This window comes from Paenibacillus sp. FSL K6-3182 (assembly GCF_037976325.1).
GTDB lineage: Bacteria > Bacillota > Bacilli > Paenibacillales > Paenibacillaceae > Pristimantibacillus.
Window position 1 is genome coordinate 1,607,501 of the sequence record NZ_CP150265.1, and the last position, 12,242, is coordinate 1,619,742.

A 12,242-nucleotide genomic window follows, 5' to 3' on the forward strand; every position below is an offset into this window, starting at 1 on the left:
GGTGCCTCGGTAGGGTGAATAGCCCGAGGGGGCCGCAGTGAAAAGGCCCAAGCGACTGTTTAGCAAAAACACAGGTCTGTGCGAAGCCGTAAGGCGAAGTATACGGGCTGACGCCTGCCCGGTGCTGGAAGGTTAAGGGGAGCGGTTAGGGGTAACCCGAAGCTGTGAACCGAAGCCCCAGTAAACGGCGGCCGTAACTATAACGGTCCTAAGGTAGCGAAATTCCTTGTCAGGTAAATTCTGACCCGCACGAATGGCGTAACGACTTGGGCGCTGTCTCAACGAGAGATCCGGTGAAATTTTAATACCTGTGAAGATGCAGGTTACCCGCGACAAGACGGAAAGACCCCATGGAGCTTTACTGTAACTTGATATTGAACTTTGGTACGATCTGTACAGGATAGGTGGGAGCCTTTGAAGCATGAGCGCCAGCTTGTGTGGAGGCAACGTTGGGATACCACCCTGATCGTATCGGAGTTCTAACCTAGAACCGTGAAACCGGTTCGGGGACCGTGTCAGGTGGACAGTTTGACTGGGGCGGTCGCCTCCTAAAATGTAACGGAGGCGCCCAAAGGTTCCCTCAGAATGGTTGGAAATCATTCGAAGAGTGCAAAGGCATAAGGGAGCTTGACTGCGAGACCTACAAGTCGAGCAGGTACGAAAGTAGGGCTTAGTGATCCGGTGGTACCGAATGGAAGGGCCATCGCTCAACGGATAAAAGCTACCCTGGGGATAACAGGCTTATCTCCCCCAAGAGTCCACATCGACGGGGAGGTTTGGCACCTCGATGTCGGCTCATCGCATCCTGGGGCTGAAGTAGGTCCCAAGGGTTGGGCTGTTCGCCCATTAAAGCGGTACGCGAGCTGGGTTCAGAACGTCGTGAGACAGTTCGGTCCCTATCTGTCGCGGGCGCAGGAAATTTGAGAGGAGCTGTCCTTAGTACGAGAGGACCGGGATGGACGTACCGCTGGTGTACCAGTTGTTCCGCCAGGAGCACCGCTGGGTAGCCAAGTACGGACGGGATAAGCGCTGAAAGCATCTAAGCGTGAAGCCCCCCTCAAGATGAGATTTCCCAGTATGTAAGACCCCTTGAAGACGACGAGGTTGATAGGTTCGGGGTGGAAGCACAGCAATGTGTGTAGCTGACGAATACTAATCGGTCGAGGGCTTATCCTAAACACGTTTACTGTGACCCATACATCCAGTAGACAGCAGCTAAAAAGGCTTCAGCAAGCCTAATCTTTCGTATCCAGTTTTCAGAGCGCAATTTGCTTTGAATGCTTAATATTCCCTGATAGCTCAGTTGGTAGAGCACTCGACTGTTAATCGAGTTGTCACAGGTTCGAGTCCTGTTCGGGGAGCCATTGTAGAGAGGTGTCCGAGTGGTCGAAGGAGCACGATTGGAAATCGTGTAGGCTCTAACCGGGTCTCGAGGGTTCGAATCCCTTCCTCTCTGCCAGCAAGGCCCGTTGGTCAAGTGGTTAAGACACCTCCCTTTCACGGAGGTAACAGGGGTTCGAGTCCCCTACGGGTCACCAACTTTTCTTTTAAAAAAAGATTGACAAAAAAGAATGACCTATGATAAGATATAAAGGTCGCTCAACATGGAGGATTAGCTCAGCTGGGAGAGCATCTGCCTTACAAGCAGAGGGTCGGCGGTTCGATCCCGTCATCCTCCACCAATTAATCTATAATAATGACGCGGGGTGGAGCAGCCCGGTAGCTCGTCGGGCTCATAACCCGAAGGCCGCAGGTTCAAATCCTGCCCCCGCAACCAAATTCTTTACCTTTCGGAACTTTCCGAGAACATGATGTGGAGCTGTGGTGTAGTGGCCCAACATGCCTGCCTGTCACGCAGGAGACCGCGGGTTCGAATCCCGTCAGCTCCGCCACTTAAAAAAACAACATCAGGCTCGGTAGCTCAGTCGGTAGAGCAGAGGACTGAAAATCCTCGTGTCGGCGGTTCGATTCCGTCCCGAGCCACCATTGATGCAGTACAAGCAACACAAGTGAATATGCCGTTGTAGCTCAACTGGTAGAGCAACTGACTTGTAATCAGTAGGTTGGGGGTTCAAGTCCTCTCGACGGCACCACATGGAGGATTAGTGAAGTGGCTAAACACGGCAGACTGTAAATCTGCTCTCTCTGAGTTCGGTGGTTCGAATCCATCATCCTCCACCATTTTTTTACCTTAGGGGCATAGTTTAAAGGTAGAACAAAGGTCTCCAAAACCTTTGGTGTGGGTTCAATTCCTGCTGCCCCTGCCAATAAAACATTTGAATATGGCGGTCGTGGCGAAGTGGTTAACGCATCGGTTTGTGGATCCGACACTCGGGGGTTCAATTCCCCTCGATCGCCCCATTAATTCAAAAATTAGCATCACGTATTTTGTTGGGGATTAGCCAAGCGGTAAGGCAACGGACTTTGACTCCGTCATTCTCAGGTTCGATCCCTGAATCCCCAGCCATTTATATGCGGAAGTGGCTCAGCGGTAGAGCATCGCCTTGCCAAGGCGAGGGTCGCGGGTTCGATTCCCGTCTTCCGCTCCATTTATTTGGCGCCATAGCCAAGTGGTAAGGCAGAGCTCTGCAAAAGCTCTACCCCCAGTTCGAGTCTGGGTGGCGCCTCCACAGATTTCTCTTTGCAACAAATATGTGCCCTTAGCTCAGCTGGATAGAGCGTTTGACTACGAATCAAAAGGCCAGGAGTTCGAATCTCTTAGGGCACGCCATCTTTACTGAAATGCCGATGTGGCGGAATGGCAGACGCGCGCGACTCAAAATCGTGAGGGAAACCGTGGAGGTTCGAGTCCTCTCATCGGCACCAACTTTACTAACACAAACTCTTAAGATCATTATGATCTTAAGAGTTTTTTTGTGTTTAATTTCATAATAGGTAAAATCGACCTAAAAATTGCCCCTTTACATCTGCTTAGACCTAGTGTACTATTTAACTAGAACACTAAGACGATGGAGGTAAGGAAATGATGAAATCATCTTCTGAAATAAAGGGAACAATCCCCGTACTTTCTTTAAAAAATGTATCCAAACGTATTGGAGGCAAAGCAATCGTAGATCGAATGTCATTTGATATTCACAAGGGAGAAATCGTAGGGTTGCTTGGGCCAAATGGTGCAGGCAAAACAACGACAATCCGAATGATTGTTGGTTTGATTCAAATGTCCGAGGGTGATGTGCTTATTCAAGGAAAAAGCATACGTAATGATTTTACAGGAGCCATTAGGCATATCGGAGCTATTATAGAAAATCCCGAGTTTTATCCATATATGACGGGGTATGATAATCTAAAGCAATATCAGAGAATGTCATCAGACATTACGGAAGAACGGATAAAAGCAGTTACGGAGCTGGTAGGTTTAGAGGCAGCAATGAACAAGAAAGTAAAAGCGTACTCTCTAGGAATGAGGCAGCGTCTAGGCATTGCACAAGCACTGTTAGACAATCCATCGTTATTAATACTGGATGAACCAACTAATGGCTTAGATCCAGCAGGCATTCGTGAAATGAGACAATATTTGCAAAGAATAGCAGTCCAAGAAGGGATATCGATTCTTGTATCGAGTCATCTGCTCTCAGAAATGGAGCTCATGTGCAGCAGAGTCGTTGTTATTCAAGAAGGTAAATATGTGACTCATCGTTCACTAAGTGATAAGGAAGAGCAATTCAAGCAATTATCCGTTGTTGTTCGTGTAGATGATATTGAGCGAGCAGGCAAGATTTCTACAAGTATAGATGGGGTTGAGGTTATTCAGCTTTTAAAAGATAGCAGCGAGCTTGTACTAGCGCTTCAGAATGAACTTATTCCTCAGGTTGTAAACAAGCTAGGGGAAGAAAATATTAAAATTTATCGAATCACTGAAACGAAGATATCACTGGAAGACGAGTTTTTGAAATGGACTGGGGGTAGTCGCATTGCTTAATTTTAACGGACTAGTATTAAACGAATGGTTGAAAATGTCAAAGAAACGCAGCTTCTTCATTGCATACGCAGTAATGCTCCTTACGATTGTAGGTTTCACCTATTTAATCTGGAAAATGTCTGGCGATCAATATCCAACTATGCTAGAATTTGCTGGATCGATTATGACAACAAATGGAGTCGGACAGATTGTAACGATTGTAGCAATTATTTTCACAGCTGGTATCGTTGCAAAGGAACATCAATTAGGAACCGTTAAGTTTTTGCTCATACGAGCTCATGGTAGAAGCAAAATTTTAGCATCAAAATATACAGCCGTTATATTGTTTGTTTGTTCGCTCATTATTTTCACAGTAGCTGCTGCTCTCGCGGCAGGAGGAATCGCATTTGGATTTGAAGCGACAGGGGAAGTATCCTGGTTGGATGTTGCGAAATCAATGTTATTTCAAACGGTTTATACAACCATCTATGTAACTTTAACGTTTATGTTCGGCATTTTAACTAGATCATCTGGAGCGACAATAGGCATAGGCATGACTGCTGTCTTATTGGAAGGCTTAATGAAAATGTTATTATCAAGCTACGATTTCTCTAAATATCTACTATTTATGAATACAGATCTATCGTTATTTACAGGTAATGAATCGTCATCTGGCGGAATGATATTCCCGAGTGTTGTGTGTGCAGCATATGTGTGTTTGTTTTTGGTCATTAGCTTTGTTACGTTTAAAAAACGGGATATTGCCTAACATGCAACGTTTTCGAGTGGGCAGTTGAGGGGAGAAGGACATATTGTGAGCATAGAATTTGATAATAATTTGCCAATCTACTTGCAGATCATGAATTATATTAAGAAAGAAATTGTCATTGGCAAGTTGAAGGCTGGGGATAAAATACCGGCGGTACGAGAACTTGCATTAGAACTACAAATCAACCCGAATACGATACAACGAACCTTTCAGGAGCTTGAGCGAGAACAAATCGTCGAAACGAAGCGTGGGCTTGGCCGATATGTCACTAGTGAGGAGTCGAAAATAATGGATATCAAAAAAGAAATGGCAGGAGATTTGCTCGGTCGCTTTATTCAAGGGATGCAGGAGCTGGGCTTTGCAAATAACGATATCGTAACGATCGTTTCACAAGCGGTAAAAGAAGAAGATAAAGAAAAGGAGTGATAGGACTGTGGAAAGCATTTTGAAGCTGACTGAGGTATCAAAGTCATTCGCCGGCAAGAAGGCGCTAGACCAAGTATCACTCACGTTGGCGCATGGCAAGATTGTTGGTCTGTTAGGCAGCAATGGCAGTGGCAAAAGCACATTGATGAAAATAGCTGCAGGACTCATTCATCCAGGTTCGGGCACGGTAACGGTTAACGGGCATCTTGTAAGCAACGAGACAAAAGCAATTACATCTTTTATGCCAGATCAACCTCTCACAGAGAGCTGGATGCGCGTAGAGGATGCAATAGATTTTTATAAGGATTTTTATGCCGATTTTGATCATAAGAAAGCCAATGAAATGCTTGCTTTCATGAATCTGAATAAACGGGATCGGGTAAGCGCGTTATCTAAAGGGATGAATGAACGTCTTCAGCTTACACTCGTATTATCACGAAATGCGAGGTTGTATTTGCTTGATGAGCCAATCGGAGGCGTAGATCCAGTAGCAAGAACGAAAATTTTGGATGCGATTGTTAACTACTATAACGAAGAAAGCAGCTTAATCATTTCAACCCATCTTGTACGCGATATTGAGCGGATCTTCGATGAAGTTGTTTTCATACGCGAGGGTAAGATTGTATTGCAGGATGAGGTAGAAAATATAAGACTGGCTCACGGTAAAAGCGTTGATGAAATGTTTAAGGCGGTGTTTGGGGAATGATTAAGCTGTTGAAATACGATTGGAAGCGAAGCAACGATGGTATCCTCAGCACGCTTGCAATCTTTATCATACTAGAAGCAGCGTTCAGTATTACGGGATTGACGCGCAACTGGAATGAAGGTCTAATTACTGCGTTTAGTATTTTCGGCTATGTAATGGTCTTTATCTTGTTGTTCATCCATTGCTGCCGGACGTTTGAACGAAACATTAAATCCTACAGCCGGCGCTTACTGCCGCTGCACCCCATCAATGGAATAGGTGCTGCTATCCTTTTAGGCTGGATCATCATGCTGCTCGTTTTGATTATTGCAGCTATTCATATCTCGATCTTCATAGCTTTTTCGGATATGGATATTCAATATTTCAAAGAACATGTTTCTTTAGAGAACGGCGCTTTATTCGGAATGGTAATAAGCTATATTTGGATGTACACATCCTTTATGCTCTCGATTCTATGTTCGATTACAGTGGCTCGCAGCTTCCGAATGAAGCATTCTACATGGATCGGGATTGTCTTTTTCTTTGGAGTACAAAGCATTGCTTACTGGTTAACGAGTCAGTTGTTTGACGAAAGAGAAGGTATGATGGGTATAATTTCAATCAATGTACCTCAAGCGAATAGCGGATCAGTAACCTTTGGTTCATCATTTAATGTGGATTTTTTATTCGGACCATTTTTACTGGAGTTAGCGTTTACTTTAGGTTACTTGTTTCTAATGATTTATTTGTTAAAAAAGAAAGTCGAGATTTAAAAAAGAATGACGTTGGCGCATGTGGGGTGAAAATCCTATATGCGCTTTTTTATGCTTTAAATAGATTTGAAAAAAGGATCAGCATATCTTTTTTAAGTGATTTCAAGAAAACGCTTTAAATGGTAATATGATTATGATTCAATCGATATTAGGGGGAAGCGGAGCGTGAGGTTCGGTAAATCGATTAGAACTCGTCTTATTATTGGGTTTATGGCAGTTATGCTGCCGGTAGTTATTTATATGCTCATTAACAACAGTTACTCACGTGAGATCATTCGAGAGAAAGTATCTGAGACCTATCGAAACACACTCGATATTTACGTGGGTCAAACGGATCAAAATCTATTGCAGATTAATGATTATCTTTATAAAATGTCTGTGCTTGATACCGACGTAGGTTTGCTGATGTCCTTTCCGATGGATAGTGACGGTTATACGTTAACGAAAATAAGAATTGATGGGAAGCTAAATCGCGACGTTGGTGTTTATAATCTGATTGATGCTGTATTTCTATATCACGATAAAGATATTATTTTTGGAACAAAAAGCGTATATAACGATACAAAAAAAATAATAAAAACGCATATGGATTCAATGACAAAGGAAGAAAATCTGCTTATGAATGATCAACATTTATGGGAGGTCAGAGCAGATGAGCGGATGCCAGGGAAGTTTTTTTTGATCAATTTCATTAAGGTGTCAGATGATTTATACGTCGGCGCAATCATTAAAGTGCAGGATATAAATAGAATGTTATCGATTCAATGGAGTGACGGTGATATCGGCCATAACGGCATTTATTTACGCGCTGGCGATCAACTTGTTCAGTCATTGACGGAAAACTTAGCGCCGCTGGAACTCAGCTATAAAATATCGAAGAAACCGTATGAATCGCTGACTGATCGAAATACAGGCGAAACCTATCTTGTTATGAACAGAATGAGTGAAATGGTGGATATTGCTTATCGAGTCGTTATACCAGAGCGGACGCTGCTGCGTAATTTATTATTTTTTAGAAATGCGACGTTATTTGCTCCGATTGGGTTTCTAGCGATTTTGCTTATTTATTTGTTCTTTATGAGGAATATGCTGTTTAAGCCGCTGCATGAGCTTATTCTAGGAATGAAGAAAATCTCTTTAGGAATGCTGGATGTTAGATTGAAGAAAAACAAATCGCTTGAATTTGAGTTTCTAGGAAACACCTTCAACATCATGGCTGAACAAATTAAAACCTTGAAAATCGATGTTTACGAGGAGCAGCTCCGTGTGAAGCAAGGAGAGCTTAAGCAGCTCCAAGCGCAAATTAATCCGCATTTCTATATGAACAGCTTAAATATTATTTATAATTTAGCAGCATTAGGCGATACGGAATCGGTGAAAAAGATGTCGCTGCATCTCGCTGATTATTTCCGATTTATTATGAAAGCCAATCGCGACACGATCACACTTAAGGAAGAACTAATGCATATCGAGAACTATATGACGATTCAAAAGATCAGGTTCCCTGAGAAGCTGCAATGTACCTATGAGGGAATCGATGACATTTTGCATTATCCAATTGCTGCATTAACCATTCAGCCTTTTGTAGAAAACTCCATCATTCATGGGTTCAAAAACAGGAGGCAGCTTTTCCAAATCAAAATATGTGCGGAAATGGACTCCGAGCATGGATTTACGTTATCGATCAGCGACAATGGTACGGGCTTTAGTCCTGAGGTGCTGGAGAAGCTGCAAAACAAAGAACCGCTGCAGGAAGGTGAATCGAGCAGCTTAGGCATCATGAATGTCATTCATAGACTACAGCTGCTGTATGGCGAGCGGACATCAATTACTTTCCGCAATCAAGCGGAGGGCACCGGAGCAATTGTCGTTATCGTATTTCCTAAGCTTACGGAGGGAGTGAAAGCAGTTGTATAACTTATTGGTTGTAGATGATGAGGAGATAGCAATTCGAGGCATCGTGAATGGCATAGACTGGTCAACGCTGCCGATTGCGAGCATTTATACGGCTATAGATGCGGAAGAGGCCCAGGCGTTGCTGACTGCGCATACGATTCACATTATGATATCTGATATTGATATGCCAAATCAAAGCGGTATCGAATTGCTAGAGTGGGCGAATGAGCATTCCCCTTCAAGTGTAACAATCTTTCTGACCGGTCATGCGGATTTTAAATATGCGCAGCAGGCGGTTCAGCTTGACTGCTTCGATTATTTGCTCAAGCCGATTGATCATAACGCTCTAAAAGCATGTGTGAATGAGGCGCTGGAAAAAGCTCGTGATTTGGAGCAGCTGGCAAAAATTCGCGGGACGTACAACTTATTTTATGAGCAGTGGAGCAAGCAGCAGCCTATATTAATTGAGCGGTTCTGGCAGGATATCATTCATTACCGTTTATCAGCGGCATCGCAGCAGCTCAATTTCTCATTGCAAACCTATGGGTTACCGCTTGAATCGGACAGCTTGATTCGTGTCGTGCTTATTAGCATCGAGCAGTGGCGGGAGGAATGGTCGGCCCGTGATGAGGAGATCATGACATACGGTATTAAGAATGCAGCTGGAGAGATCGTGCTTCAAGGTGAATCTGGCCATATTGTTCAAGATGGCAGCGGGATTTTATATGCAATATTTTATAGTGGAGCGTTTGGTGACAAGCAAGGCAATAATGATCTGCATGACAGATGCAAAACATTTATTGATCAATGCAAAACGATGCTGAATTGCTCGTTATCCTGTTATATAAGCGAAGCAGCGGAAGTGAAGCAGCTCCGTACTACAATACAAACGCTGCTTACCTTAGAGAGAAGCAACGTCAGCAATACTTGTGCGATTATAATGGAGCGTGATCATACACAGAAGCAAGGACTGAATACACTTCAGCAAGCCCCCTTCGCTGACTGGGCACTATTGCTGGAATCCGGCAAGCAGACGGAGTTGTCCTTGCGAATAGATGAATGCTTCGACCAGATGTTAGAGTTGAAAGTTGATTATACCCATATGGCATCGTTTTATTATGGATATATGAATATGGTGTTCCAATGGTTGAATAAAAAGTCGGTTCAAATGACGGACGTGTTTGTACATAGAGAATGGGAGGTAGGCGAGAACATTCTCAAATCATTGCCGCGCATGCGAACATGGACACAGCAATTGAGCCAGCAGATAACGGACTATGCCAACCAAAACGGCAAGGACGTGTCACAAGTTGTGGAGAAGGTTCAGCGTTACATGGAAGAGCATATGGGAGAGGAATTCAGCCGTGAGCAAGCGGCAGAGTCTGTTTATTTGAATCCAGCTTATTTATCTCGTTTGTTCCGAAGGGAAACGGGTTACTCGTTAACGGATTATTTGGTTCGAATGCGTATAGCTAAGGCGAGAATCGAGCTTGAAAAAACAAATAACCGAATAAGCGATGTTGCCATAAACGTAGGATATAGTAATTTCTCGCACTTTTCTAAGCTGTTTAAGAAAACGACCGGGCTTACACCGCAAGAGTATCGTAAAAAATTTCAGGATGTATGATTGAAAAGTCACTGTACCGTTAATATGGTCACGGCGCCGACAGATGTCGGCGTCTTTTTTTTATACAATTATACCTAGATGGAACACAAGAGTTTTAGAAAGAGGAGGGGGAAGGCGTTGGCGAAACATACGTCGGAAGCGATAACAACAGCTGCCTATATTCCGAAGAGTTCAATGAAAAAAATGTCTCAACTCCGTATTTTTCGCAAGTATTGGATGTTCTACCTAATGATGCTGCCAGCCATCGTATTGCTGCTGCTGAACAATTACATTCCGATGTTCGGAATCATAATTGCTTTCAAAAACATTAATTACGCAGATGGAATATTTGGAAGCGCCTGGAGCGGGTTGAGAAATTTTGAGTATTTGTTCAAAACGTCAGACGCTTGGATCATTACAAGGAATACGCTGCTGTACAACTCAGGTTTTATCGTATTGAACTTGGTATTCCCGCTCTCTTTTGCAATCATGCTTAATGAAATCAGAAGCCGTTTTCTCGCTAAGCTTCATCAAACGATTATGTTCCTGCCCTACTTTTTATCGATGGTCGTCATTAGTTATTTGGTCTATGGCTTCTTGAGCGATCAGCATGGGTATCTGAACACTTCGCTGCTGCCGGCGCTTGGACTTGAACAGGTTCAATGGTATTTCACGCAGGAGGTATGGCCTTACATTTTGCCTATCGTTAACACCTGGAAAAGCATGGGGTATTTTACCGTCATTTATATGGCAGCCATCATTGGCATAGATGATGAGTATTATGAAGCCGCAACTATAGACGGAGCAAGCAAGTGGAAGCAAATGACGAGTATTACGATCCCGCTCATCATGCCGATCATTACGATTATGACGCTGCTGCAGATCGGAAAAATATTTAACGCGGATTTCGGCTTGTTTTTCCAAGTGCCAAGAGAATCGGGTGTGTTATTCCCGGTAACAAATGTTATCGACACCTATGTTTATCGCACATTCCTAACGGTTGGTGATATTGGCTTATCCTCAGCGGCAGGATTGCTGCAATCTGTAATCGGCTTCGCATTAGTATTTTTCTCGAATTGGGTGGTCCGCCGAATTAACAAAGATAATGCGTTATTTTAGAGTCTTGCAATCGAAGTGTATTTACGAAAATTTTGTTTGGAGGTGATCCTATGGAAGCAGCTGAGATTGAGAAAATACCTTCCGGATCTAATATCAAAAACCAATTATCACTTCCGGCTTCTCTAGGCATCAATATATTTTTTATAGTGTATTCGTTGCTTTGTATCGTACCGCTCATTTTAATTATTATGGTTTCGATCTCCGATGAAAGTACAGTTGTCAGGGAAGGGTATCAATTTATTCCATCAAAGTTTGATTTGGCAGCGTACCAGTTCCTATTTAAGGATGCGACCCAAATTTTTCGATCCTATGGTATCTCTATCTTTGTAACGATTGTCGGAACATCACTTAGCTTAATGATCATGGCGCTGTACGCTTATCCAATATCCAGATCAGATTTTCCTCATGCCAAGTTTTTTACCTTCTTCGTGTTTTTTACGATGCTATTCTCAGGGGGCTTAGTTCCTTGGTATCTCGTATATGTTCAAATGCTCGATTTGAAGGATACGATAATGGCTCTTATTGTACCGCTTTTAGTTGCTGCGTTTTTTGTTCTAATCATTCGAACGTTTTTCCAAACGACCATTCCTGTTGCCATTCTGGAATCTGCAAAAATTGATGGAGCGGGAGAGCTGACGATCTTTTTCAAAATCGTTTTGCCGTTATCGCTTCCGGTACTTGCCACAGTAGCACTCTTCCAGACGTTAACGTATTGGAATGATTGGTTTCTCAGCCTTGTGTTCATAACGAAGGAATCGAACATTACTGTTCAATACCTCATGTATAAGACGATGCTGAACATTCAGTTTTTAGCTAATAACAGTACGGCGGCGGCAGCTATTATTGCGGCTGGAGGCACCTTTAAGTTTCCGAGCGAGACGGTTCGTATGGCAATGGTTGTTGTTGGAATCGGTCCTATCATTTTTGCATACCCGTTCTTTCAAAAATATTTTGTAAAAGGGCTGACTGTCGGCGCTGTAAAAGGTTGAGTTCATGACTATCAGCAATCATACGGCTGTAATCGGCAACGCCGATTTAGCATATAATCC

At 43.3% G+C, this 12,242-nt stretch carries 9 protein-coding genes, 16 tRNA genes and 1 rRNA gene (1 of these 26 cut by a window edge); all 26 read left to right on the plus strand.

What is annotated here, in order from left to right:
• A 23S ribosomal RNA gene (locus MHH56_RS06855) occupies positions 1-1,176 on the plus strand; it begins 1,757 nt to the left of the window's first position.
• Positions 1,177-1,288: 112 nt separating this feature from the next.
• Positions 1,289-1,364 (plus strand) — tRNA-Asn (locus MHH56_RS06860).
• Between the two features lie 4 nt (positions 1,365-1,368).
• Positions 1,369-1,459, plus strand: a tRNA-Ser gene (locus MHH56_RS06865).
• A gap of 4 nt (positions 1,460-1,463) precedes the next feature.
• A tRNA-Glu gene (locus tag MHH56_RS06870) sits at positions 1,464-1,538 on the plus strand.
• A gap of 68 nt (positions 1,539-1,606) precedes the next feature.
• A tRNA-Val gene (locus MHH56_RS06875) sits at positions 1,607-1,682 on the plus strand.
• 18 nt (positions 1,683-1,700) lie between these two features.
• Positions 1,701-1,777, plus strand: a tRNA-Met gene (locus tag MHH56_RS06880).
• 38 nt (positions 1,778-1,815) lie between these two features.
• A tRNA-Asp gene (locus MHH56_RS06885) sits at positions 1,816-1,892 on the plus strand.
• An 18-nt stretch (positions 1,893-1,910) separates the two neighbouring features.
• Positions 1,911-1,986, plus strand: a tRNA-Phe gene (locus MHH56_RS06890).
• A gap of 31 nt (positions 1,987-2,017) precedes the next feature.
• Positions 2,018-2,093: transfer RNA gene (locus MHH56_RS06895), tRNA-Thr, on the plus strand.
• 3 nt (positions 2,094-2,096) lie between these two features.
• Positions 2,097-2,181, plus strand: a tRNA-Tyr gene (locus MHH56_RS06900).
• Positions 2,182-2,193: 12 nt separating this feature from the next.
• A tRNA-Trp gene (locus tag MHH56_RS06905) sits at positions 2,194-2,267 on the plus strand.
• An 18-nt stretch (positions 2,268-2,285) separates the two neighbouring features.
• Positions 2,286-2,361: transfer RNA gene (locus tag MHH56_RS06910), tRNA-His, on the plus strand.
• A 31-nt stretch (positions 2,362-2,392) separates the two neighbouring features.
• Positions 2,393-2,467 (plus strand) — tRNA-Gln (locus tag MHH56_RS06915).
• A 7-nt stretch (positions 2,468-2,474) separates the two neighbouring features.
• Positions 2,475-2,549, plus strand: a tRNA-Gly gene (locus MHH56_RS06920).
• Positions 2,550-2,556: 7 nt separating this feature from the next.
• Positions 2,557-2,630 (plus strand) — tRNA-Cys (locus MHH56_RS06925).
• A 24-nt stretch (positions 2,631-2,654) separates the two neighbouring features.
• Positions 2,655-2,731 (plus strand) — tRNA-Arg (locus tag MHH56_RS06930).
• A 13-nt stretch (positions 2,732-2,744) separates the two neighbouring features.
• Positions 2,745-2,826, plus strand: a tRNA-Leu gene (locus tag MHH56_RS06935).
• 157 nt (positions 2,827-2,983) lie between these two features.
• On the plus strand, positions 2,984-3,940 hold the full coding sequence (locus MHH56_RS06940) for an ABC transporter ATP-binding protein (RefSeq protein WP_339207448.1): 957 nt from the start codon (positions 2,984-2,986) through the stop codon (positions 3,938-3,940).
• A complete protein-coding gene (locus MHH56_RS06945; RefSeq protein ID WP_339207449.1) occupies positions 3,933-4,688 on the plus strand; it encodes an ABC transporter permease in 756 nt (251 codons plus the stop codon). Before MHH56_RS06940 ends, MHH56_RS06945 begins: the two co-directional genes overlap by 8 nt.
• 45 nt (positions 4,689-4,733) lie before the next feature.
• Positions 4,734-5,114: a GntR family transcriptional regulator gene (locus MHH56_RS06950; protein WP_339207450.1), complete on the plus strand. Its 381-nt coding sequence runs from the start codon at positions 4,734-4,736 to the stop codon at positions 5,112-5,114.
• A 7-nt stretch (positions 5,115-5,121) separates the two neighbouring features.
• Positions 5,122-5,820: an ABC transporter ATP-binding protein gene (locus MHH56_RS06955; RefSeq protein WP_339207452.1), complete on the plus strand. Its 699-nt coding sequence runs from the start codon at positions 5,122-5,124 to the stop codon at positions 5,818-5,820.
• The gene (locus MHH56_RS06960) at positions 5,817-6,572 is read left to right on the plus strand and encodes a hypothetical protein (protein WP_339207453.1); all 756 of its coding nucleotides are present in this window, start codon (positions 5,817-5,819) and stop codon (positions 6,570-6,572) included. Before MHH56_RS06955 ends, MHH56_RS06960 begins: the two co-directional genes overlap by 4 nt.
• Before the next feature lie 165 nt (positions 6,573-6,737).
• Positions 6,738-8,489 (plus strand): histidine kinase, encoded by a 1,752-nt coding sequence (locus tag MHH56_RS06965; protein ID WP_339207454.1) that lies wholly within the window; start codon positions 6,738-6,740, stop codon positions 8,487-8,489.
• Positions 8,482-10,095 (plus strand): helix-turn-helix domain-containing protein, encoded by a 1,614-nt coding sequence (locus MHH56_RS06970; protein WP_339207455.1) that lies wholly within the window; start codon positions 8,482-8,484, stop codon positions 10,093-10,095. The genes MHH56_RS06965 and MHH56_RS06970 overlap by 8 nt, the downstream gene beginning before the upstream one ends.
• Positions 10,096-10,269: 174 nt before the next feature.
• Positions 10,270-11,193: an ABC transporter permease subunit gene (locus MHH56_RS06975; RefSeq protein WP_076271054.1), complete on the plus strand. Its 924-nt coding sequence runs from the start codon at positions 10,270-10,272 to the stop codon at positions 11,191-11,193.
• 50 nt (positions 11,194-11,243) lie between these two features.
• On the plus strand, positions 11,244-12,182 hold the full coding sequence (locus MHH56_RS06980; protein ID WP_076270979.1) for a carbohydrate ABC transporter permease: 939 nt from the start codon (positions 11,244-11,246) through the stop codon (positions 12,180-12,182).
• The last annotated feature ends 60 nt before the right edge of the window (positions 12,183-12,242 follow it).

What these genes read in the sequence shown, in the direction of transcription:
- MHH56_RS06940 (WP_339207448.1), top strand. Translation starts at nt 2,984, where the DNA reads ATGATGAAATCATCTTCTGAAATAAAGGGAACAATCCCCGTACTTTCT.
- MHH56_RS06960 (WP_339207453.1), top strand. Translation starts at nt 5,817, where the DNA reads ATGATTAAGCTGTTGAAATACGATTGGAAGCGAAGCAACGATGGTATC.
- MHH56_RS06975 (WP_076271054.1), top strand. Translation starts at nt 10,270, where the DNA reads ATGAAAAAAATGTCTCAACTCCGTATTTTTCGCAAGTATTGGATGTTC.
- MHH56_RS06980 (WP_076270979.1), top strand. Translation starts at nt 11,244, where the DNA reads ATGGAAGCAGCTGAGATTGAGAAAATACCTTCCGGATCTAATATCAAA.